We start from the raw sequence: 24,981 nt of genomic DNA on the forward strand, positions 1-24,981 counted from the left end.
GCTTTCTCCTAAACGGGGATGCTCAGCCGCAACGCCAGTGCCGCCAGCGTTACCAGCAAGATCGGGAGGGTGAGGATGCTGCCGACTTTGAAGTAGTAGCCCCAGGTGATGCGGATATTTTTCTGTGCCAGAACATGCAGCCACAACAGTGTGGCCAAGCTTCCAATAGGCGTGATCTTTGGGCCGAGATCGCAACCTATGACGTTGGCGTAGATCATGGCCTCATGTATCAGCCCCGAAGCGTCGCTACCCTGAATGGATAGTGCGCCGATAAGCACACTCGGCATGTTGTTCATGATCGAGGACAGCAGCGCAGCGGTGATACCCGTGCCCAAAGTAGCGGCCCACAGTCCATGCTCGGCGAAAGTGTTCAGCATCCCGGAGAGAGAGTCAGTCAGCCCGGCATTGCGCAGGCCATAGACCACCAGATACATACCCAGCGAGAACAAGACAATTTGCCAGGGCGCGTGTTTTATGACCTTTCTCGTGGAGATTATGTGGCCTTTTCCGGCGATGACCAGGAGGATCACTGCACATGCAGCAGCAACGGCGCTGATGGGGATACCTACCTGCTCCAGTGCGAACAGACCAACTAGCAGCAGGCCAAGTACCCACCAGCCCGCAATGAAGGTCGCCCGATCACGAATCACCGACGCCGGCGCCTCAAGTTGATTCGCGTCGTACTGGGCGGGAATGTCCTTGCGATAGCACATCCAGAGCATGAACAGCGTCGCGGCAACCGCCACCAGGTTCACCGGCCACATCACCGAGGCGTACTCACCGAAACCAACGCCGAAAAAGTCAGCCGAAACAATGTTGACCAAGTTGGATACCACCATGGGCAGACTGGCGGTATCGGCGATGAAGCCTGCGGCCATAACGAACGCCAGGGTCGATGCCGGACTAAAGCGCAGCGCCGTTAGCATTGCGATGACGATGGGGGTGAGTATCAATGCTGCACCATCGTTTGCGAACAGTGCCGAGACAGCTGCACCGAGCAGGATCATGAGTGCAAAAAGCCGTCCGCCTTTTCCACCACCCCAGCGGGCCATATGAAGCGCTGCCCATTTGAAGAATCCCGCTTCATCAAGCAGCAAACTGATGATGATCACTGCAATGAAGGTCGCGGTAGCGTTCCAGACGATGTGCCATACAACCGGCACATCCCCCAAGCTCACCACGCCCGTCAGCAGTGCCAGAACGGCACCCGCTGCTGCGCTCCAGCCGACGCCTAAGCCCTTTGGTTGCCAGATAACGAGCACGAGCGTAACAACGAAAATCGACGCAGCGATGAGCATGGACATGTTCCAAGTCAGGAGGTCAGCAGCAGGATGCTTGGCGCACGGGTCTGTCTTCCATGGAAGCCAGCCGTCCTTGATGGTCGTTAACCCAGGGCTGGTGCGCCTGCGTAGTGACGTTCAGAACATCAAGCGCCCAATGTTCAAGTTCCGGATGCAGCCGGTAGTAAACCCACTGCCCCTGCCTGCGATCCGCGAGTAACCCGCAGGCACGCAGCTGGGCCAAATGCCTCGAAACCTTCGACTGGTTATCGTCCAGTGCCCAAATCAACTCGCACACGCATAGCTCGCCCTCAGCTGAAAGCATGAGCATGATCCGAGCGCGGGTTTCATCTCCGAGGCATTTAAAGAATGTGTGTGGTGCAAGGCTCATAAGCAATCGCTCTGCATATGTGGAAAACCGAATATACAAATGTAAGCACATTCGGTTCGCTTGCACAAATGCTAGTGACGGGAATGTACGATCCGGGGATCAACGCTCACAGGTAGGCCTAGGGACACGACACGAGGGGGTTAGCATTCACCACAGCACGAGAGCGGAGGTTGGATGCTCGAATGGTTGCTCACTGAACGCAATTTCTGGATTACTACGGTAAGCGTAGTGGCAGGATAACTGGTCAGGTCGAATGCAATTGAGTAGTCAGCAGCTATGGATTAGGTGGTCAGATCCTAGGGGTAATTTCCACGATACAAGGAGTGCCTCATCAGCGCCATTTCAGCACCATCACTGCCCCCTTCTATCCGGGTCATCTTTATTCCCTGGTCCCGCAGGGACGGCCTGATGGCTTTCCCCGACGATTACCGTAGTGCTGCCTCCGTAACGCAAAAATTTTGCGTAACACAACCCCTGTTACGCAAAATTTTCGCGTTACAAATAGCGTTGTGAAAGCTGTTTTACTGGTCAGAACTAATACGTAGACTCACTGACGCATAGTACTGGAGAGGGAGGAACCACCGTATCGGATTGGCAAGAAGTCGCTGAATCGCACCAGTATCGCGAGTAGATTCAGCCTCAAGACTCCCATCCATGATGTGCAAAGATTTTCGGTGCGATAAAGAGCCCAGCCTCTGGACCGGATGAAGAGCCATTCTCTCCTGCCGCATAAGGCGAATGACGGTCTCCGAATGTGAACAGGAACGGCATGGCACTAACGGGAATAGCCTCACAATCGTTCTTAAAGGCGAAAGCTGCATTGTCTCCATTCCTACCCAATGTCACGTATATCGGGTGCTTTAAATTCCCGTGCCTGAACGCGTTTGTGGGCCCGAGCACCTAGGCTGATGTCTAGCCATCGACAGTTACAAAAGTAACGGATGCCTAAGGTGTCATCCACGAATTTCTACCGAGTGAATTCAGGTCAGCGAGAGGAATGCAGGGTGAGCGTGATACCTAGGAGCTATCCTGCGTCGTATCAGGACAGCGGAGAACCTCTGGACGTGGTGCTCCTCAGCGGAGCTAGCCAGTGGAGTTAGGGGCTGAATTACACGCAATCCCGCCTAGTGGTTAAGCGACGTAAAAACACACCGCAGCGCCCATTCCAGAATGTGCATGGCTTGGCTCTCCTGCTCCGGGAATGGATTCTTCGACTATAAGGGTATGGACATCATTGTACCGCGAAGGTAGAAGTGATGGCACAATGCCAATAATAGGGATGTCGTCGTATGAATTCTGTCAAGGAAATCGTTGAGTGGGCCGTTACAGACCTTTCTGACTGGGAAGCAGACTTAGTTCGGCGTCTTTTGGAAAATGGAACATTAGCAGAGGACTCCATTAAGCAAGTTATTGGCAACGTCATCGCAAGTTTCGGAATTAATGAAGATGGAGAGCTTAAAAACTGTAAAGCCCCATTTGTTAAGAACGAGATCATAGACGATCGGCCATCATCTGAACCAATCAAACTATGCAGCGTGTATGCTGTAGAAAACATAAACGCCATCTATAATGGATCGACGCTTCCGTTCAGTCATAGTGGGATCACTCTTATCTATGGTGAAAACGGATCTGGAAAGTCCGGATATACTCGACTTTTAAAAAATGCTTGCTTCTCCAAACATGTCGAGCCAGAAATTCTCCCAAACGTATATAAAAACCAGAAAGGTCCACAGACTGCAAAAATTTCTTTTATAAAGAACGGAGAACGATTGGTTTGGGAGTGGGCACCCGGAAAAACATTGACAGAGCTTTCAGTTATAAATGTATACGACTCTGATTCTGGAAAGATACTTTTAGAAAAGAACAATCAGGTCACGTACAAGCCAAAAGGGGTAGAGATATTTGATGAAGTAGCCGCCATAACCGAGGAGATTAAAAGAGTAGTTTCTGGAAAACTCAAAATAGCGAAACTTCCCGAGATATCCGATGTTGAGAAATTTCCTGCCCTTCATGCATGGCTGAAGGGAATCTCTGACGAAACAACTCCTCATAGTATAAAAGCAAAGCTTTCTTGGAACGATGAAAATCAGATTGAACTAGACAGGTTGGGGGTTGCCATACAAGAAAATGAAAACGGTACTAGCACAAAGAAACTTGAGAAAATTACTGCCTTGACCGAAACACGTATCCCTAGGGCAATTTCGAAACTTAAGAGCTGTTTAGGTATACTTAGCAGTCAAAAGGCAAGGGAAATATCTGAATTAGAGAACGCCGTAACTGTTACGAAGCAGGCCTATGATATTGCTGTCGCGAAGTTAGAAATGACGGAGCCGCTAGAAGGCGTTCATACCACAGCATGGAAACTACTCTTTAACGCTGCAAAAGAGTTTTCAGAAAGCCATGCCTATGTAGGCAAGGATTTCCCCAACGTTGATGATGGTTCCCTGTGCGTGTTGTGTATGCAGCCCCTAGAACATGAGGCCAGAGACAGGTTGTCGCGATTTGAATCGTATATAATCGACAAAAGCAAAACGGTATACGAAACAACGCTTGCAAATCTTGAAGCAACAAAAAAGGCAATTAAAGATATTGTTGTGCCAGATCAAGAATCTTATGAGCCACTTTGTAACGATCTCGCAGAGATTCTTGATAGTGATCACAAAGTTAGCACTATATTTAAAATCATAAAATTAAGAAAAGACTACTTTGAAAAGCCCAGCGATCAAAGTCCCGCATACCCTTCCGAGGAAGTAAACGCTGATCTACTGTCGCAGACTTTGATAGAGTTGCTGAGCCAGAAAAGACAAGAACTATTGCAAACGATTTCCCCTGAAAAACATAAAGAGAATGTCGGTAGACGTACTGAGCTACAGCTAAACCGTAACTTGCATATATCTAAAGATTTGATCATCGAATATCAGCAATCGCTTGTGTTCAATAAAAAAATAGCCGACGCATTAAATGCAATAAAAAGTACGAAACAGAAATTCTCCACCAAAGCTAAAGCTATAATTTCACAGCTAGTCACGCCAGATTTCATAGAAAATTTCAAGGCTGAATTGAAGTTTATGGGGGTTTCTCTTGATGTAAAAATCTCCCCAGTCGTGCGTGACTCTGATACTTCCCACAGTTTTTCTATAGCAACTAAACGGCCTGGAAAAATTCTGAGCGAGGGGGAACAAAAAGTAATTTCCCTATCAGCGTTCTTGGCGGAAATAAAAACTTTCAGAAACAACGCTCCAATAATATTGGATGATCCGGTCAGCTCGCTTGATCATATTTACCGAGAGAAAATCGCCGAGAGGCTATCGAAAGAAGCGCTAACTCGACAGATTATTATATTTACACACGATCTTTCGCTTATTATGGAAGTCGAGGGGAAGTGCGATGATATCGCTCTTAGCCTCGGAAAAGGACCTGCTCGCTCGACCTTTACTATACGCAGAAATGGTACAGATTCAGGGTTTTGCTACAGCAAAGCACCGTGGCGCGGTATGAGTACCGCTCAACGTGCACAACAACTAGATGAAGATACTCATGCCATCAAGGGTTTTTACGAAAGCGATATTGATAATTATAACCAGCGTGCAGCGCTGATCTACTGTTTACTGCGGGAAGCGTGGGAAGCGCTAATAGAACAAGATCTATTTTGCCAGATCGTAACGCGAGGCAGAAATAGCGTTCAAACCCTTAGACTGGATCAGCTTAGTATTGAACCTACAGATGCGAATATCATCACCCAACAAATGACTAAAACTAGCAATTGGATGTTTGGCCATGACAAATCTCGAGCATTAACAGAAAATCGGCCTGCTCCTCCGGAGATACTTGAAGATATTGCCAAGCTTAGGGCATTTTCGAAAGAAGTTATTGCAAGAAGGAAAGCCGCAGAGAAAGAGTTCGGCGATCAATTTAAACCACCCGTGTGCGAGGTCGGCTGAAAAAGGTTAATAGCGGTGAATCCCATCCCGAATTGAATATGGTGCCGCATTTTGGCTGCACCAGTTGCGTGCCTGCTAGCCTTTTCGCTCTGCTGCTTCCACCAACGCCACTGCGGCCTTGGGCCGAGGGTGTGTAAAAACGTTTTAGCGCAGAGCTGAGTTACAGAATCAAATTGCATAGAGCGAGGTATTGATATGAATGAAGGCCTTTACGACATTGAGGTTTTGGCAAATCGGTGTAGATCTGATCAATCCCGTGAGCACGTAACGGAAGCTATTCGTTGTTATAAAGCAGGTGCATACAGGGCAACAATTGTAACTGCGTGGATCGCTATAGTATTTGACCTGCTTGACAAAATCAGGGAGTTGTCACTTTCTGGGGACGGCGCGGCAAAATTACTAGAGCTTAAGTATGCGGGGTATATTGCTCAAATCAATAATCAAAGCCAGGACGGCATTAAAGGGGCGCTTGAGTTTGAGCGGAAAATTTTGGAAACCTGTAGAGACACCTTGCAATTCTTTGACTCTCAACAATTTGTCGACCTTGAGCGCTTGCGCGAGGACCGACATCGTTGTGCGCACCCTTCTTTTCAGGATCTTGGTGTTCCTTATTATCCTTCAGCAGAGCAAGCGCGTTTGCATATTAGAAATGCGGTCATTCATGTGCTTGCTATGCCGCCGGTTCAAGGAAAGGCGGCTCTCGCAAAGCTTAAAATTCTGATAGCATCAGATTATTTCCCGCTGGATGTTAAGAGTGCAGAAGTACATTTGCGAGGATCTAGCTTGGAAAATGGAACCGACGCATTATTTAAAGGTATTGTCGACTCTTTAATTTTCGGCTTCGTCACCCTCAATGATCCTTTGCATCATAAAACACAAGTATATGTAGCGCTCAATGCATTAATCGAAATGAGACCGGCTGTAGTTGCGGAACGACTGAAAAAGAACCTCAACAGTGTCTTAGTTAGCGCTCCTGATAAAGACTTTGCCAGCGCAGCTGCATTGATCGCATGGGTCAAAGGCGCATTGGAGGTTTTGGATGCGCCTGCTAAGGACAAAATTAAGAGATATGTTATGGTTGGCCCAACCATTGCGTTGTTAAGTCAACTTGAAGCTTTCTATTTTATGCCATCGCTAACCAGCGTGGTTGTTGAGCGCATAAATAGCTTGTCTATTGATGAGTTGGCCGTCGGGGTCACAACTAATCTCAGGTATGCGGCAAAGTCGCGCGCCATAAGTTTGCTCGGGCTTGCCCGCAGCTGGAGTGCTGTTAACGATATTTTTGATAAATTGATACTGCCATTATTCGGTTATTTGACAGTTGAAGATATTAAACAAATTATCAGAATGCCAAGCGAGACGGGTGCCGATCTCATAAGCGCGCACTCATACGCACTGTTTATCGAAAACGTTAGGAAGCATTCAATACTGAAAAAAGAAGAATTAAACGAAATGCTTACGAAGCATCATGCAAGTTATCTAGTTGTGGTCTGATGCTTAATTGCATCGGACAGTTTAATTTCACCTTGCCAGTCGTCGCCCAATTAGGTCGTCCATAGCTGCTGGAGGGATGGGCTCTCTTCAGTACGATCAGCGTCTGATTTTGGCCGATGGCTGCCTGCTATAAAGGGCGGCAACGGAGCAAGTGCAGCAAGCGTTGAAGAATGTCGGTGCTGCTTCGATCCTCAGCTGGAAGCTTTCAACGACCCTAAATTGGCATCTAAATGCCATTACTGATATCGTCCGACGCTGATCAAGGAGGATTTCGAAGTGGCCACAACTTACCTCAAGTATTTCCCCAAGCCGGTCCTAGACGATCTGGTGAACGGCAGATGGCTGCCAATTATCGGCGCCGGAATGTCCCTCAATGCACATGTGACGTCGGGTCAAAGACCGCCGCTTTGGGGTGAGCTAGGCAAGCTTCTGGAGGATGACTTGATTGATTTCAGCTCCAATGGAGCCCTGGACGCAATCTCAGCTTACGAGCATGAACTCGGCCGTGCGAGGTTGATGGACAAGCTCACACAAGTGCTGCTAATCCATGAGGCGCAACCAGGGAAAGCACACAAGAGCTTTTGCTCCATTCCATTCGATATCGTTTGCACAACGAACTTCGATTTTCTGCTGGAGCAGGAATACCGCCTAGGGCCCAATACCGTCTACCCCATCCTTGAGGAGGAACAGCTGTCGCTGAATTCCTCTAAGGCGGGGGTGAACTTGCTGAAACTGCATGGCGATCTTCACCACCCCAGAAGGATGGTGGTTACAGAGGCCGATTACGACGGTTTCCTAGCGAACTACCCACTCTTTGCAACTTATCTTGCGAACCTTTTGATCACCAAGACAGCGGTACTGGTTGGATATAGCCTTGACGATCCAGATTTTCGACAAATCTGGCACGTGGTAACACAGCGTTTAGGGCGTACTAGGCGATTTGCCTACACCATCGTTGTTGGCGCGAATCAATCCGATGTCTCCCGATTCGAGCGTCGTGGGGTGAAGGTGATAAACCTGCCAGGTACCCGAGACAAATACGGGGAGATCCTTGCCGCCGCATTCGATGAGCTTCGGGAGCTTTTGAGAGACAAAGCCTTTACGGTTATGAAAGCGACCGAGGAGAGGGCAATGCAGGAGCTGTCGCTGCCGAGGTCAGCGTCCTCACGGCTTTGCTTCTTTTCGTTACCGTTAGATGTTTTACCGTTCTATAAAGATCAAGTCTTCCCTGCTCTTGAGGATATTAACCTCGTCCCGATAACGGCGGATGGCGTGATTTCGCCTGGTGATATGATCATCGCCAAGCTTGATGCGCTGATTGATAGATCAATTGCCATGGTCATTGATCTATCGTCTAACTGGACAATAGTTGAGCTAAAAATGGCGCTTAACCGTGCTGCGTCTAGGAGGCGTGAGGGAAGGCCGCTCACGCTGATAGTGGTCATGAGAGAAGGGCAGCAATTACCCACCGCATTAGAAGGGGTGATAGCGATCTACCGCCCCGATCTTTTAACCTCTCAATCAGAGGATTTTGCTCGCAACCTAGTCATCGCTCTCGAACGGGCGCTTCCCTCCGACGGTGATTCCCAGTTAGACGAGGCGCGTCGGCTTTTTAGAGTTAAGGCATACCGCGCAGCTATAGTTTCCGCCATCACGTACCTTGAAGGCGAGCTGCGAAAAGTTATGCGGATCGGAGATGAGGAAACTGCTTTGAAGCCCCACCTGTCTCTGATTGGGATGATAAAAATTGCGGTTAATCGCGGGCTGATCAGTGGACAAGCGCTACCAAACCTTCAAGACTGGATTCAGCTTAGGAATGGCATTGTCCATTCGAAGGAGGAGCTAGAAGTTTCCAGAGGAATGGCGAAAACGATCGTTGAGGGCGTAATTAGAATCGTAAGCGAGTTTCATAGGTCATAGAGTAGGTCAGATTCAGGCGAGAAAAGCGCATGTTTAGGCCCCTAGGTATTGGCTTCGGTGGGCACAGTAATCGGAACGCTGAAAGCTCTCGTCTGGACAAGAGTAGCCAGTATAATAAAAAATATAACACGTAACAACCGCTTGGATGATTATGCAACATTTTATCTACCTACATTAAGACTCAATAACAAATCGAGTTTATATGCAAAAAATCTATCATTATACAAGCTTTGAAACCTTTAAAAAAATAATTGAATTCGGGACGATCAGATTAAATTCGCTAGCTAATGTTGACGATGCGGAAGAGGGCTTTTTGCTTGATACCACCTCGCAGGCACCGTATACATTTGCGAGCTGTTGGACCAGAGACGCTATAGAGAGCGTACCGTTATGGACAATGTATGTTGACTCCCCTTTCGCCGTAAGAATAGGAGTTTCTACAGATATTTTAACTCCAAAGCTTTCCAATAAGTACTTTATATCCAACCAAAAAAATCAAGATGCTTATGTTTTTTTGATGCATCGTGGCGGCTCAAGAGGTATGGAATTTCTGTCAGACATCATCTACAAAGATGAGCCTAGGCTTCGAATGCTTAAAAATCTCCGCGGAATATTTGATGCAGACTACATATCTAGTTACGGCTTAACTAAAAGCCTGCACTGGGCGTTCCAGCAAGAAATAAGATTTATCGTTCAAGCTGTACCTAAATCACAAGTCATAAAGCGACGTGATGCATTGCTCTATACTTGTTGTCAAGAAGTTATGGATAATGATCGCCCTACAGATATACAGTTTATCGATATGGAATATGATTTTGCCAAAATGCTAACTGCCGAAATAATGCTGGGCCCATCTACACTTGAAAAAGACGCACAAGAGCTTAAAAGATTTCTAGACGAAAAAATACCAAATTTCACCGGAAAAATCTCAAGAAGCAAAGTTTTTATCAGGCGTAAGTAGTGAGCGAAAGCATGATAATGCTCACTACACCGAGCGAATAAATCAAAAAACCTTGTAAATCAATCGAACTTCAGGCGAATATGTGAATGAGTAAATTTCGCAACTTAAACATCGACGTTGTTGTTAACGGCGAAACTATAAATATTGACGGCGAACAAAGGACTGAGTTTGTTCAGCTGTACGGACTTGACGAACTCATCCCAAATCGTTACTCAGAAATTTTCGTTGTTGATTTAATCGTGAATCTTGAGCTAAGTGGAGTCGATCCAACGCACATCATTGATGAAGTCAAGCGTCTTGAGACGTTAAGTAATGATGGCTATACAAAAGAAGCCACTCAATTTAAACATGCGCCACTGCACCCACTGTGGCATCAGCATTATTTTTCTGATCACTTTTTAGTACACAATATTCAAAATGAGATTAAGAAAAGTTTCAACACTATATGGGATAAATCGATGGGAGAAAAAAATTCTGTTATAGAACAGAAACATCTGGACAAACTTGTGCACAACCTGGTTGAGGGCACAATCGAAACACGTAGTAATGAAAAACGAATAACGGGCGAATGGTTAGTGTTTTCTAAGGAGACAACAGGGAATATCTATCTGTGTATGGCAACGCACACAACTGGAGACATTAATATCTATAATAGGCTAGAATATTGCTGTGAACACCAGTTCCCACTATTAGAGCCATTTTCCTCTAATCGTAGAGCGTCATAAATACCATATACCAAAAATTAATTTACTAGTAGATAAAACGGCCATTAAACTTGGTTGCTGGAACCAATATGCCGTCATACGGATGCAACTGTTTTAACCCCGAGTGCAGTTGCGGCTCAAGGACGCGAAAGTACAAAAACAGATTATTTACCGTTGCCTGGCAGTTACCGGTCGTTCCTATGCTTTTTTTCGAGAAGTAATGAACGGCCAAGAGCCGACGCTCAACTCGCCCGCTACGACCACAAGCTGAAGGCCGTTTTGGCTTAGATTCAGATTGGGCAAGCCAGTCGCGTTCCTATCGCCCCAAAACGGACAGCTCTGAGGGGCGGCTCTTGGCCGAATTCTGCCGGTCGCAGTCGGCGGTAATGCAGCACTCTCAGCGAGAGAGGCTGCTACGCATGCTGGTCAGATCCGATGCAAATAGGGGGGCAAACCGAATGCAAATGTCTGGTCAAGTAATGCAAACGTGTGGTGAGTACCTACGCAACCAGGTGGTTAAGTGGAGTGCGATTTCGCATCCGATGTGTATGGCGATTCCTGCCAGCGCAGCTCCGGCAGAAACTATGAATAGTCCTACCCTGGGTATAGTCTCCGATCTTGCGTTAGCGAAACGGGGCAGTCGTGCCAAGCGATGCCTTAGCGAGCCTAGGAATTGGAGAAAGGAGAAAGGAGAAAAAGATAATCTCGAACGCTCAAGAATTGGCCCCTCCCAGCCGTTGACTACCTTTGAGTGGCTATTTTCGTCATATAATCGTTGAAAGGATTGGTGCTTTATGCGAAGACTGTAAAAAATCTTGGCTGCTATGCTGCGTGTTCCATCTGCCGCAGCATATCTGATTCAGAACGTGTGGAAAGACAACCCGCTGGTGAGTTCAACTGTAAAAACCGCTCTGATAATATTCAGTATCCTAATCGCAATTTTTTCTACGGTCCTTTGGCATCTTTCGGCATCTATGCAAGAGGAGTTGACCATGGCAATTGGCTACGATCCGAAGCAATTTGCCGCAATCACTACCGCAGCAGCAATGCTGAATACGAAAGCAGCCCTCTTGGGGGCGTTGGCCGCTATCTTGAATGGGGTTTATTTCTGGTTGAGCACCATCGGTAGCGCGGATACCAGCTCCGACGCATAAACGCTAAAATGCTTTGTCTTACCATCTCCATCGCACTGTAATCAGATCGATGGAGACGTGGAAAAAGAGTTTATTTAGTCATTTTGGGAAAGCATTTCGCCAATTCTTGATTGGATATCGTGGGGTTCGATCCCACTTTCGACTTCTAATTTCAAAAGCTCCAAGGCCCTTTTTATAGCTTCTAGATCAAGAGTCTCCCTGATCTTTTTGTTCACACGCTCTACGTCAAAGTACTCGTCAAAAGCTAGGTCGATGTAGTGGTCGAGACTTTTAACATGTTTCTGGCCCGTGAATTCTAAGATTTTCCTTTTGTAGTACTCGACATTAAGAATTCTAGACCTGAAGTCCTCTTTATCAAGAACTTCTTGGCTGGTAATGAATGATACGAACAGCTTTGTGATAAAGCGGTGACGAAACATATGTGGATGCGCTCGGCCAGGAATACCTGCCGCGATCCGGAACGCCCTGACTTCTTGTGTCAGAGTGTTTGGTTTTAATTGTTGGCCTGAACGGTGATTAATCAGAACATATCCATGGTCTTTTATTTTTCCACATGTGTTATGGACCACGATAGAACGATTGCTATTTATGTATTCGGCAATGAATAAAAGATCCACGCGAGTTACTGGAATCAGACGTGCAGATTTTTTGTTCCCACCTTGCTTGATCGACTCCATTAACAAGAACGGTTCATCCATTTCCAGAGCTGCTAGGACTGAGCGTACCGTTAGAGCGCATACTTCACTCCGCCGCCCCCCTGTTATCTCTAGGAGAAGTAGCATCACATATCTACGTTTTTTTATATGAGAGTTCGGAGAAATTCGACTAACCACACCTTTAAGACGTTTGATGTCTGCGGTGGAAATGGCATTGCGCTTTTTTGGGCCGCTGGGTTCCGGGAATGAATTATGGTGCCAGTAATGATGTATTGAGGTCGATACAGTTCCATAACTACTGGTTGATTGACTGACTTTTACTTCACGCTTTTCTGCTTTAATTCTTTCATTAGGACCAACGCCACTTGATCCGTCGTATAACATACCTACAAATGAAAGAAATTCTAACGTACGCCTGCCAATGGCAATTATTGTGTCTTCATTTCTCTTGGATACAGTCTTATCATTCAACATTTTCTCTGCACGTAGCGAACGAATAAACGCAGTGAAACGGTTATCCGTAAGCTTGTGAAGCTCTATTCCATTCAGATATACATAACGAATTATATGTCCTAATTGGTTTGCATAAGTTGTTAGAGTTCCGCCGTCAGTTAGCCGAGAGTAACCGCCATGAAATAGTTTGAGCATATATAGGTTGGCTGGTGTGTTCCAACTTCCATCGGGCCAAAACATTTTAGGAATGTTTTCAGCATCGACAAAAACCAAGCTTCCTTTATTTGCGGTAGCAAAAGGAAGCCTAAAGGTTTCCTCAGTAAGGCAATATAGCTTACCCATCTTTACTGCCTGTTTTGAGAGTAAGATAGCATTTGAAGAATCTCCAAACGCTCAGCTTTGAAGGTCTCTGCACGTTCAGGATGATTTACGAGGCGCACATATTTCTCGCACAGATTCAGACTTAATTGCAACGCATGAGTCACCACTAAAAGGTTCCCCTCGACCAGCTGCTTTTCTGACTCTAGCTGCTCGATCTTATTGAGAAGTCCAATTTTGTTCCGACTATCATTGCGTCCAATGGGAGCAGAAACTTCTTTTAAATGACGCAGAGCTTGTATTCTCAATTTATCAAGTTTGTGGAATCCCTCGACAAAGCACTCTCCCGAAGCTGATTTTAGAGCATTCAGGGATATAGGTTGCATATCTTGTGATGGCCATGTCATAGCAGCCATTGCGCCTTGTGATTTAAGGAGTTTTATTAAGAGTAAACATTCATGCTGCGAAGGCTGAGTAACTAAGATCGACTGAAGGAATGAAGACAACTGCATCGACTTTTTCCTTGCTTTTGTTTCGCTAGACATACAGTACCTCAAATTTAAACTTAACTGGTTCTCCATTGCGCCCTTCAAAGAAATCAGGCTCAATAGTAACCTTGCAAGTGTTGATTAGATGCGCAAGATAGGACTCAAATTCCTCTCGGTCTAAAATGCTAAAAGATGCTGTTCCAAAATGGTCGACTACAGTTTTCTCAAGATCAGAAAATGTCTTGTTTCCACGACATAAAAACTCCGCTGTAAATTCAGCCTTAATGGTTGTTAAAACCGCACCTGGTACATGCTCAGTTATATAACGATATACATGAGCTTTGTCTGTATGTGCTAAAAACCATCTTAAAACGTCAAGGTCACCGAACGCAGACCAATAAAAAGCTTGCGCGAATAAACGGCGAAGCTGGTGCTGGCGAAGATTGTATTTTTGGTGTGTTTTTTCGCAAAATATTTGGAAGTAATCGCATGCAATGTTAAGAACCTTGTTGTAGCTTGTATGATTCACTGATCCAAGGGATGCTTCACGATGAGATGGGATAGCAAAAATCCCATGACGAGCTTCATCGTTTTGATAAATTCTTTTGTGGAATTCGGATATTTGGTTACTGATACCTACACAAAGACTTGGAATAGGACGCTCCGTATATTCTCTAGTATCACCAAGGCCTGATTTTCCTACATAAAACCCCAACATTTGGGTGTCCGAGTCAACTTCCCTTGGGGTACATTTCATAAGCTCCTCTTGGCGTCGGGCTGAAAGAGCGCCAAAAATAATCTGGGCTGCCCCGTAAAAGATTTGTAAATAGTCGTGTAGGCCTAAGCGGCCAAAGTCCTCAGGCTGTGCATCTTGCTTTATCGTTTTTGACCAAGTAGTACAGCTCAGCGAACTTAATGTTGCTGGTAGCAAGTGCTTCACACCATTTTTTTTAACAAAATTTACTAAGCTTAAGTTTTCAAGACGGGCTTGTTGATAGACGTTCGCACATGCCAGTAGCAAATCACTTCCATAACTTAAAACGTATTCAACCGAGCTTCTGAATGCTTTAAACCCTACATGAACAGGTATTGACCTGTAGATGTCAGGTTCAGGAAGGTTAAAAAACTTTGCAGAGAATTCTTTTAAACAATCAAATGTCGAAGGGTCTGGTGCTTGAAAATTTAGTTTTTCAAGATGAATCAGCGACTCCATGCACGAAGTGTGCAGCGAGTAGATTTGCTTTATTGTCTTCTCGTGCCTGCTCCGCACCGGCGCTATTTTCATCTGTGGTTTACAGTTGTTATCTGAATCGCCACTGAAGCAAAACTTTTCAGGGATAATGTATGTGCGGTTACCAAGCAAAGTATTAGAGTAAATCTTTTGTACCACATGCTTGTATACCTTTGCTGGGGCGCGGATGGCCGTCTTTAAGCTTTGCCCTGACTGTTTGAGAATCGCGGCCTTTGCAGCCTCACACTGCGCATCGGTTAGCGCAGTGTGATTTCCGGCCAAGGAAAATTGCTTGCTTTCTAATAGTTCGTGCTTAATGTATTGCTCTAGCTTATTTGGCCAGTCGTAAAAACGGCTCGTGGTCTCACGGTTTTCTGTTATTTGAATCAATAGTGTCCTGATTATTTGCTCATTAATAGTGCTAAGGCCATATTGTCTTATTCTAGAAGCGTATTGACTGGCCAGCAGAAAATCCGTAATCGCTAAAATGATTCGGATTCTTTTTAGTTTTTGCGCCTTAGTCGCTCCGCCGAGTTTAATGTAGCCTGAAGCTTGGATCGCTATCCAACCTTTAATCTGGTTTCTAAGTAAAGAATTCTTATTGTCACTTAGCTTAGAGTTGTCACCCAAAATAATTTCAAAGTTAACAGGCTCACATAGGCCTTCTATTTCCCAAGCTTTTGCATCATATTTAGATTTCAATAGATCGAATCCCCCGAGTAGCGACTCTTCAACTTGGGGTTCCAAAAAACTTAATTCGACAGGGAGATAATGTATAGTCATTGTACCGACTCACGATTTGCATGTGAGTTCTTCACCGCTTTGAGCATATCCTGGAAATCAGGACGTGTGCATTCATCAGATTCTATGTAACTTAATAACTTTCTAGAAATTTTCGACCAGTAATTCTCTTTTGCATTCGTCAAGATGGTGTCCGATTTTTCTTCAAGTTTTATCATTTCTCTCAACACGGTCTCATCAATGCAGAAAACAATTTCTTTCTTTTGAGAGGTAGTGTCTTGCGTTGGTGCATCGACAGCCGTCTTCTTGATTTTAAGTGCGTGATTATTGAGAAAAATGTGCATTTCTTCGATTGAGTTGAAATCGGTTGCAGCCAACGCATAAGGGCTATCGTTCATTGCTTCCAAGATGAACCCTTGGTGGAAAATTCTTATCCATCTGTTACTGAAGAAGTCCAGTAATGGTTTAGGAATGTATCTTTTGAGAAGAACGTAGTCAAAGCGGGTATGGCCTAGCGCCTTACTAGCGGCAACCAAGCTTTCTGTTTCAATGTATTTTGCAACACCACCTAAGGCTCTAACAGCTGTAAGTGTACAGTGCTGGCTTAGGGTCTCAGCTGCTTCGGGTATTGCTCCTAAATCTACCAGCTCTTGGGCGAATTCGATTCTGTGAGGTTTTGCAATTGTTAAGCTCTTTAGCTTTTTAGGGTACCCAAATCCTTTGCCTGTGCTAAGAAACAGTCTGCGCCAATTTGGGTCCCCAATATTCCTTAAGTACTGACGGGCGGGTTCAGTTATCGCTATCAATGTCTGAACGATGCTGTGCGTCTCGTCCGTTAACAAGATTTTTTGCTCTGCTAACTCTGAACCTTTTCGGTACTTGTTGCTTACTAGATAATGGCCTGCATCAGTTTCGATAACGCCACAGAATATCCCATGCTTATCATATAGATCGCAGCCATTTAGGAATTCAGAGGTAATTTCACTATGGTGAGCTACCAAAGCGTAAGCGAAAGGCACCACGGTATTCGTAGTTGGTAAAGCTAGTGCTTGGGCTACCTCCGATAATGGGGCGCCATATAGAAATAGCAATCTACAGTCATTACCCGTCTTGAATCCGATTTTTTCGTAGATTGAATAACAGTTCTTTAAGAATAACGCGTTATCGAAACCTGCTGTTAAATGGAGTTGATCAGCATGGGATGAATTGAGATCTGCAAGACGTTTTTTTACGCATTCAATCTTTGAGCGGGCCCATTTCTTTACGAGATCTAAGTCATGTTGAACTCGCCCAAAAATTATTTCCATAGCCTCGTCGTCCGTTACACTTAGAGGAACTGGGAATGTCAGCTTTATATTTTCTTGGTCGCCATTTTTGCCCTGCCGTTGGTTAGGGGTGTGTGCTCCCCTGAATGTAGGGGTGCCGTCGGGCATGCCACCAGTAGGGCGGGCGATAAGATTGGACTGTGCCAATTTTTCGCTAAACGGGACAATTGAGTACAACCATCCATTACTAATAGTAAATAACTTCGCTCCTTGCCCATTTGCAAATCTACTTGTAAAGTAGTGGCTACGAAACTCCGTCCAAAACTCTTTAGATTTTTTAGCGATTTTCAAATTTTCGGCATCAAACTTATGAACATTATCAGCCATAAAGTCTATTAGCTCTTTAACTCCGTTTATTCGTACTGAGCGAATATTTTGAAGTACCGATGCGTAGGTTTGGTAAAAAGCTGCGCTGAACTCATATCCATAGCTTTTGTAGAGACCGCGTAGTGGAACGTATCGCTCTTGTCCATTTAGGTTATAAGCCTTCCATCCAGACCAGTACCATAAAGCTCTGGCATCTAAATCCAAGCTTTCAAACTCTTGAATGGCTTTGATTTTATTCTTGTATGAGAGCTTATCGTCTCGGTGTTGCCCGAATGTTAGCTGCGAATTGGGCGACGTGATTAGCAAGCAGATATATCGCCATATCCTGCTGTATCGAGAACGGCGGGATGAATGATAAAGAACAAACTGCTCTGACCAAAGAGCGCCTTGAAATTGTCTGCTCAAACTTAATAGTTCGGACGTTTTGAGATTTTGCGAATCAAGTTTATTCATAGTTATTTGAAGGAAGCATTCAAATAACTTCAAGGTCCTCTGCGCTTCGCCATAAAACCTCTCGTCGCCACACCCTTCGATTTTTCTTAGGACAGTCTCTACGATTGAAATTGGAATACTTTCAAAAGGAAATTCTTGGTAGCAATCAATTCGTTGTATAAGGGCGGGCATATACGTTTCGCTGTCTTAGATGCAGCAGAGGCTATCCATAGAAAGCTTTTTTTTCAACCCCCTAGTGAATATTAAAATACCATTGACCTTTCTTTATAAAGGTTAAAATATATACATCTAGTTATTTTTGTAATTATGATTTTGTGACTGTATTTCTGTTCGTGTTTTTTTGTTTGGTTTGATGTTTTAGCTGCCGTTATTTTCTCGGTTTTGTAGTGGCATATTTCATGACTGCTAGTTTTTTTGTCATCACTTACATTGTCCAAACTGACAACTATGGATTTTGATAATTTTTCAGCGCACTCCACCGGAGAGCCTCTCAACTCAAGGGCTCCGATGGCTGACAACAAATGCAAAAAAGCGAAACGAATCATTCATCGAGAAACAGCACGCCGTGGTGGGCGAGGGTGATTTCCCCGGGTTGTGGCTTGGATCCGCCACCCACCAGCGCCGGGCCGGAGGCGGAGTGATGGGGCTGGCGAAACGGGCGCTGCGGCCAGTGGCTCAGCGGCACGCAACTGGCCACCGACTGGATGGCCGCGACTTCCAGGGCCTCGCTCTCGGCCAGGGGCGGCAGCAAGCCTGGCAGCCGACTGGCGAGCAGGGTCTTGCCGGTGCCCGGTGGCCCGCTGAACAGCAGGTTGTGCGCCCCGGCGGCGGCAATCAGCAGGGCCCGCTTGGCCCCGACCTGGCCTTGTACTTCATTCAGGTCGGGGTAAGGCTTGCTGGCGCAAAGCAGGCCGTTGGACACATAGGGCGGCACCGGGGTGTGGCCGTTGAAGTGGGCCACGGCTTCGAGCAGATGATCCACCGCGATCACCTTCAATCCTGAGGCGAGGCAGGCTTCCTCGGCGTTCGCCCGGGGCACCATCAGCGTGCGCCCGGCCGTGCGCGCCGCCAGCGCCGCGGGCAGCACCCCGCGCACCGGACGCACCGCGCCGGACAGCGCCAGTTCGCCAAGGCATTCCACGTCGTCCAGGGTCAGCGTCGGCACTTGCACGCTGGCCGCCAGGATGCCCAGGGCAATGGCCAGATCGAAGCGCCCGCCGTCCTTGGGCAGGTCTGCCGGGGCCAGGTTGAGGGTGATGCGCCGCGCCGGGAAATTGAGCCCCGAATTGATGATCGCGCTACGGACCCGGTCCTTGCTTTCCTTCACCGCCGCTTCGGGCAGGCCGACCATCGTCAGCGACGGCAGGCCATTGGCCAAGTGAACTTCAACGGTAACGGCGGGAGCCTCCACCCCCACCTGGGCGCGGCTGTGGACGATGGCAAGCGACATGAATCGTTCCTTGAGTGAATAGGGAAGCCGCATCCTGCGGCCCCTGAAGGTTAGTCGCGCAATGGCGTTCAAGCGCGACCGTTGAAGGCGCAAATCTTGGCGGGATGTTGCAGGACGATGACTGCGCCAGGCATCGCGACGCGCCCTTGGAGTGCCCGGGCATCGATGCGGGGTGGCCGCGTGATCGTTGAAAAATCCATACGCTCATGCGCCGCCGTCCATTGTTGGCAATCTTTTACGGGCTGTAACATTTTTCGAAAATGGCAAAGAGCCATTAGCTCCTTGCCTGGCGTGACCCGGGGCAGGGGATTACCCACCTGACGGGGCGCTCAAGGGCGCTCCATGAGACCCCGATGAACTGGATCAATGACGCGAAATTCTCGACCAAGCTGATCACCTCGTTCGTCCTGTGTGCGTTCATCACTCTGGCCGTGGGCATGCTGGGCGTCAGCGGCGTCGCCACGTTGTCCGCGCGCTTGCAGACCGTGTTCAACACCAACCTGGTGTCGGTCGCCAATACGGCGCAGACCAAGACCAAGGCCGTTGGCCAGACGCGTGACATGTACCGCCTGTATGTCGCCACCGCCGGCAATGCCCCGCAAAGCATGAAGGATGAATTCCTGGCCTCGATGAAAGCCAATCAGTTGGCCAGCGAACAGGCATTCGCCGAGTACCGCAAAGGTCGCCTGGCCGAGGACGAGCGCCTGGCCGGCGACCAGGTGGCCCGCGATTGGCCGGTCTACCAGGCCATGGTGCAACGATACGTGGCGATGATGGCGGCCGGCGACCTGGAGAACGGGCGTGCCCTGCTGCTGGGCGACTTGCAGAAAACCTACCGCAAGGTAATGGACCAGTTGACCATCATGATCGACTCCAATGATCGCCAGATCAGCGAAAGCGCCCAGGACGCCGCCCGCCAGGAGGTGTCGGCCCGGACGATCCTGTACAGCGGCATCGCCATCGCGTTTGTCGCTGCGCTGTTGCTGGGGATGTTCATCAGCCGCGTGATCAGCCAGCCGATTGCCGTCGCACTCGACTGTGCCGAGCGCATCGCCCAAGGCGACCTGACCCAGCACATCACCCGTCGTCGCCGTGACGAGGCCGGCCAGTTGCTTGCGGCCCTGGGCGACATGCAGGCCAGCCTGAAGACCACGCTCCAGCAGATCGCCAGTGCTTCGGACCAGTTGGCCTCCGCGGCCGAGGAATTGACGGCGGTCACTGACGACGGCAGTCGCGCCTTGATCCGGCAGAACGATGAAATCCAACAGGCGGCCACCGCCGTGACCGAGATGACGTCAGCGGTGGAGGAAGTCGCCCGCAATGCCGTGTCCACTTCCCAGGCGTCCCAAGCGACCAGTGCCCAGGCCAGCAGCGGACGTGACCAGGCGCGCAGCGCGGTGCAGGCGATCGATCATGCGACCCAGGAAATCACCTCGTCCACCGGGCTGGTCCGAGACCTGGCGGTACAAGTGCGTGATATCGGCAAGGTATTGGACGTGATCCGGGGGATCGCCGAGCAGACCAATTTGTTGGCCCTCAACGCGGCCATCGAGGCGGCCCGGGCCGGGGAACAGGGGCGTGGCTTTGCTGTGGTTGCCGACGAGGTTCGCGCCCTGGCGGCGCGCACCCAGGCGTCTACCGGTGAGATCGAGGGCATGATCCTCGCGGTGCAGGACCGAGCCGACGGCGCGGTCGATGCCATGGGCAAGAGCCAGGCGCTGGTCACCCAGACCCAGGGCCTGGCCCGGGCCACTGGCCAGGCGTTGGAGCAGATCGCCGATGGGATCGCGCAGATCAACGACCGTAACCTGGTCATCGCCACGGCGTCCGAGGAGCAGGCCCATGTGGCCCGTGAGGTGGACCGCAACCTGGTGAACATCCAGGATCTCTCGACCCAGACCGCGGCGGGGGCGAACCAGACCAATGCGTCGAGCCAGGCGCTGTCCGGCCTGGCGCTGTCATTCAATACGCTGGTCAGCCGCTTTCGTCTCTAATCCCCGATGCATGCGCGCCGGGGCGTGGCTCCTGGCGGTTTACTCCGCGGTCGGCGTCAGTCGCGCTTCCAGCTCCGCGACCTTCGCCTCCAGGCTTTCCAGGCGCGCCCGGGTGCGGGCCAGCACCACCATCTGACTGTCGAATTCCTCCCGGCTCACCAGGTCCAGCTTGCTGAACCCGTTTTGCAGCAAGGCCTTGAGCTGGCTTTCGATTTCGCTCTTGGGCAACGGCGTGTCACCGCTCATGAGGCGGGCGGCATGGCCGCTCAGGGCGTCGAGGAGGTCTTTTGGCGCAAGCATGGCAAGTGTCCTGAAAACGATGGCGGGCAGTGTACCACGCAGTGTCTATAGTCAATTCCCGTAGCCTGGGATGCACGCTTTTCGCGCACGCGGGCGGGCGCCTTCGCACTGTTGTTGTGCGTATCGCCGCGGTTCGTCACGTGATGCAAGCGCAGGCGAGGGGTAAGGGATTGAAATCAGAGGGTTTGGGCACAGATGGCAAGGTTTCTGCTTAGAGGCTGATGACCCATGCACTGATGCAGTCGCTGTGACGAATGCAGTGCAGCAGGCGAAGCGGGGAGCTTCGCCAGGATCGGTTAGCTGGCACCTGTCGGGCAACTTGGGCCGACGACGCGTTACAAAGCCAGGCACTGCGCTTAGACTTGAGTCGGGTTTGTTTTCCTGGGGCAAGTCCACCAATTCGGGAGAGAGTTTCATGAAGCTAGTCACTGCCATCATCAAGCCGTTCAAGTTGGACGACGTGCGCGAGTCGTTGTCCGAGATCGGCGTGCAGGGCATTACCGTTACTGAGGTCAAAGGCTTCGGGCGGCAGAAAGGTCACACCGAGCTGTATCGCGGCGCGGAATACGTGGTCGATTTCCTGCCCAAGGTGAAGATCGATGTCGCCATTGACGACAAGGATCTGGACCGTGTGATCGAAGCGATCACCAAGGCCGCCAACACCGGCAAGATCGGTGACGGAAAGATCTTCGTGGTCAATCTGGAACAGGCTATTCGCATCCGTACCGGCGAAACCGATACCGACGCCATCTAAGCCGCCAAACCCAACGCCCCAGGAGAAAACAATATGACTCTGCGTAAATTCGCAGGGCTAGGAGCCCTGTTGTCCTTCGTAATGCCTGGCCTGGCCATGGCGGAAGAAGCGGCAGCCCCCGTCCTCAACTCCGGCGACACCGCCTGGATGCTGACGGCCACCATTCTTGTTCTGTTCATGACCATTCCCGGCCTGGCGCTGTTCTATGGCGGCATGGTCCGGTCGAAAAACCTTCTTTCCGTGATGATGCAGTGCTTTGCCATTACCGGTCTGATCAGTGTGTTGTGGGTCATCTATGGCTACAGCATCGCGTTCGACACCACCGGCATGGAGCAGGGCGTCGTCAATTTCAATTCCTTCATCGGCGGCCTGGGCAAGGCGTTCCTGGCGGGCGTGACCCCGGCGAGCATCACCGGTCCAACGGCACTGTTCCCGGAAGCGGTGTTCATCACCTTCCAGATGACGTTCGCCATCATCACCCCAGCCCTGATCGTCGGTGCCTTTGCCGAGCGCATGAAGTTCTCCGCCATGCTGGTCTTCATGGGCATCTGGTTCACCCTGGTCTACGCGCCGATCGCGCACATGGTCTGGTCCGGTAACGGCGGCCTGTTGTGGGACTGGGGCGTGCTGGACTTCGCCGGCGGCACCGTGGTGCACATCAACGCCGGTATCGCGGGCCTGGTGGCGTGCCTGGTACTGGGCAAGCGCAAGGGCTTCCCGACCACGCCGATGGCACCGCATAACCTGGGCTACACCCTGATGGGCGCGGCCATGCTGTGGGTCGGTTGGTTCGGCTTTAACGCCGGTTCCGCCGTCGCCGCCAATGGCACCGCCGGCATGGCGATGCTGGTGACTCAGATCGCCACCGCTGCGGCAGCACTGGGCTGGATGTTTGCCGAGTGGATCACCCACGGCAAGCCAAGCGCGCTGGGCATCGCCTCGGGCGTGGTCGCGGGCCTGGTGGCCATCACGCCGGCGGCCGGCACCGTGGGCCCGATGGGCGCCCTGGTCATCGGCCTGGCGGCGGGCGTGGTGTGCTTCTTCTGCGCCACCACCCTCAAGCGCAAGCTTGGCTACGACGACTCCCTGGACGCCTTCGGCGTGCACGGCATCGGCGGTATCCTCGGCGCGATCCTCACCGGCGTGTTCGCGGCCCCGGCCCTGGGTGGCTTCGGCACCGTGACCGACATCGCCGCACAAGTATGGATTCAAGTCAAAGGCGTGGGCTTCACGGTGATCTACACCGCGATCGTCACTTTCATCATCCTCAAGGTGCTGGACGCTGTCATGGGTCTGCGTGTCTCCGAGGAAGAAGAGGCGGTGGGCCTGGACCTGGCGCAACACAACGAGCGTGGCTACAACCTGTAAGTGCACGCGTTAAAAATTGCCCGGTTCGCCGGGCATTTTTTTGCCTGGAATTTGTCACTGCCCATAAGGCAGGCCGGTTTTTCCGACGCCTTTTGTTGTATAGGCGACATGGGCTTTTCTGCCGCCAAAGGCTTACATGGAGGCAAGAATATTAGGCCCTTTGTTTTTTTTCAGAGCGCGCTAGAATGCGCGCCGAGCGTGCGGAGAAGTGTATGTGGCAACAGACGCTGATTACCCTGCGGGCACGGCCCCGGGGCTTTCATCTGGTGACGGACGAGTTGCTCGCCGGCCTGCCTGAACTCCGGGCGTGCCGTGTCGGTCTGTTGCATCTGTGGCTGCAGCACACCTCGGCTTCGTTGACGATCAACGAGAACGCCGATCCGGCGGTACGTCGAGACTTCGAACGATTTTTCAATCGGCTGATCCCACAAGGAACCGCCGATTACGAGCACAACGACGAAGGCCTGGACGACCTCCCGGCGCACTTCAAGGCGAGCGTGCTCGGTTGTCAGCTGACCCTGCCGGTGACGGCTGGACGGCTGGCGTTGGGGACCTGGCAAGGTGTTTATCTGGGCGAGCACCGTGATCATGGCGGTGCTCGTAAAGTCCTCGCCACGCTATACGGTGAAGGGGCATGACCGCTGGTTGACGGCGGATGTTGAATTTTTTCTGGCAGCCTTCGAACAGATGGCGAAGCTGGGCTATAACTAATCTGCTTTTCGCAAGTCATGAGGTAGAACATGAGCGACGATGATCTGGAAAACGACGACCTCGAAGTAGGCGACGAAGACGAGACCGAAGAAGGCCTGGAGGCGGCAGCTGAAGACGTTGCCGATGACGATGGTGCCGATGTCCCGGCTCCCACCGCCAAAGGCAAGGCCAAGGCAGCGGTGTCGGTCGACGAGTTGCCGAGCGTAGAGGCCAAGAACAAGGAGCGTGACGCACTCGCCAAGGCCATGGAAGAGTTCCTGGCCCGGGGTGGAAAGGTGCAGGAAGTGGAAGCCAACGTGGTCGCCGACCCGCCCAAGAAACCCGACAACAAATACGGCAGCCGCCCTATTTGAGTTCTGCTTCTTGCTTGCTGAAAAAGCCCGCCGTCGCTGCGGGCTTTTTCATGGGGGCGATTCTATTCCGGGCCAGACGCAGTCCCTGTGGGAGCGAGCTTGCTCGCGATAGCGATGGGTCTGTTGGGATTGATGTTGGACGTGCCGCCGTCATCGCGAGCAAGCTCGCTCCCACAGATTTCTTTGCCAGGCGGGGAGCTGCGGGACACAGCCG

Annotated in this window: 15 protein-coding genes and 2 pseudogenes; 9 read left to right on the top strand and 8 right to left on the bottom strand. The window is 49.9% G+C overall.

Annotated features, from left to right (window positions below):
- Positions 1-8: 8 nt before the first annotated feature.
- Positions 9-1,298: an arsenical pump membrane protein gene (locus VM99_02360; GenBank protein AKJ96946.1), complete on the bottom strand. Its 1,290-nt coding sequence runs from the start codon at positions 1,296-1,298 to the stop codon at positions 9-11.
- 22 nt (positions 1,299-1,320) lie between these two features.
- Positions 1,321-1,671: an ArsR family transcriptional regulator gene (locus tag VM99_02365; protein ID AKK01674.1), complete on the bottom strand. Its 351-nt coding sequence runs from the start codon at positions 1,669-1,671 to the stop codon at positions 1,321-1,323.
- A 1,289-nt stretch (positions 1,672-2,960) separates the two neighbouring features.
- Between VM99_02365 and VM99_02370 the strand changes: the two are divergent.
- From VM99_02370 to VM99_02385, 4 genes and pseudogenes are all read left to right on the top strand, one after another.
- A pseudogene (locus VM99_02370) lies at positions 2,961-4,355 on the top strand (hypothetical protein).
- Between the two features lie 2,166 nt (positions 4,356-6,521).
- Positions 6,522-7,106, top strand: coding sequence for a hypothetical protein (locus tag VM99_02375; protein ID AKJ96947.1), 585 nt, complete (start codon positions 6,522-6,524; stop codon positions 7,104-7,106).
- 276 nt (positions 7,107-7,382) lie between these two features.
- The gene (locus VM99_02380; protein ID AKJ96948.1) at positions 7,383-9,026 is read left to right on the top strand and encodes a hypothetical protein; all 1,644 of its coding nucleotides are present in this window, start codon (positions 7,383-7,385) and stop codon (positions 9,024-9,026) included.
- Positions 9,027-11,506: 2,480 nt separating this feature from the next.
- Positions 11,507-11,845 (top strand): hypothetical protein, encoded by a 339-nt coding sequence (locus VM99_02385; protein AKJ96949.1) that lies wholly within the window; start codon positions 11,507-11,509, stop codon positions 11,843-11,845.
- Between the two features lie 74 nt (positions 11,846-11,919).
- Here the strand turns inward: VM99_02385 and VM99_02390 are convergent, their stop codons facing one another.
- From VM99_02390 to VM99_02410, 5 genes and pseudogenes are all read right to left on the bottom strand, one after another.
- Complete coding sequence (locus VM99_02390; protein AKJ96950.1) at positions 11,920-13,296, bottom strand: hypothetical protein; 1,377 nt, start codon at positions 13,294-13,296, stop codon at positions 11,920-11,922.
- A 2-nt stretch (positions 13,297-13,298) separates the two neighbouring features.
- Positions 13,299-13,784, bottom strand: a complete 486-nt coding sequence (locus VM99_02395; GenBank protein AKJ96951.1) for a hypothetical protein — start codon at positions 13,782-13,784, stop codon at positions 13,299-13,301.
- Between the two features lie 1,986 nt (positions 13,785-15,770).
- Positions 15,771-16,268: a hypothetical protein gene (locus tag VM99_02400; protein AKJ96952.1), complete on the bottom strand. Its 498-nt coding sequence runs from the start codon at positions 16,266-16,268 to the stop codon at positions 15,771-15,773.
- Positions 16,269-18,381: 2,113 nt separating this feature from the next.
- Positions 18,382-19,287 (bottom strand): annotated as a pseudogene (locus VM99_02405) (magnesium chelatase).
- A gap of 68 nt (positions 19,288-19,355) precedes the next feature.
- Complete coding sequence (locus VM99_02410; protein AKJ96953.1) at positions 19,356-19,538, bottom strand: hypothetical protein; 183 nt, start codon at positions 19,536-19,538, stop codon at positions 19,356-19,358.
- Between the two features lie 102 nt (positions 19,539-19,640).
- Between VM99_02410 and VM99_02415 the strand changes: the two genes are divergently transcribed.
- Positions 19,641-21,281 carry a chemotaxis protein gene (locus VM99_02415; GenBank protein ID AKJ96954.1) on the top strand — a complete coding sequence of 547 codons (1,641 nt, stop codon included), beginning with the start codon at positions 19,641-19,643 and terminating at the stop codon, positions 21,279-21,281.
- 39 nt (positions 21,282-21,320) lie between these two features.
- Here VM99_02415 and VM99_02420 read toward each other — a convergent pair whose 3' ends face one another.
- On the bottom strand, positions 21,321-21,581 hold the full coding sequence (locus VM99_02420; protein AKJ96955.1) for a hypothetical protein: 261 nt from the start codon (positions 21,579-21,581) through the stop codon (positions 21,321-21,323).
- Positions 21,582-21,996: 415 nt separating this feature from the next.
- Here VM99_02420 and VM99_02425 point away from each other — a divergent pair, with 415 nt between their 5' ends.
- From VM99_02425 to VM99_02440, 4 genes are all read left to right on the top strand, one after another.
- Positions 21,997-22,335, top strand: coding sequence for a nitrogen regulatory protein P-II 1 (locus tag VM99_02425; protein AKJ96956.1), 339 nt, complete (start codon positions 21,997-21,999; stop codon positions 22,333-22,335).
- A 33-nt stretch (positions 22,336-22,368) separates the two neighbouring features.
- Positions 22,369-23,703 carry an ammonia channel protein gene (locus VM99_02430; GenBank protein AKJ96957.1) on the top strand — a complete coding sequence of 445 codons (1,335 nt, stop codon included), beginning with the start codon at positions 22,369-22,371 and terminating at the stop codon, positions 23,701-23,703.
- Between the two features lie 212 nt (positions 23,704-23,915).
- A complete protein-coding gene (locus VM99_02435; GenBank protein AKJ96958.1) occupies positions 23,916-24,341 on the top strand; it encodes a hypothetical protein in 426 nt (141 codons plus the stop codon).
- Between the two features lie 102 nt (positions 24,342-24,443).
- Entirely contained in the window at positions 24,444-24,767 is a 324-nt protein-coding gene (locus tag VM99_02440) for a hypothetical protein (protein AKJ96959.1), read from the top strand.
- The last annotated feature ends 214 nt before the right edge of the window (positions 24,768-24,981 follow it).

It is taken from the genome of Pseudomonas chlororaphis, from assembly GCA_001023535.1.
In the GTDB taxonomy this organism is placed as follows: Bacteria; Pseudomonadota; Gammaproteobacteria; order Pseudomonadales; family Pseudomonadaceae; genus Aquipseudomonas; species Aquipseudomonas chlororaphis_E.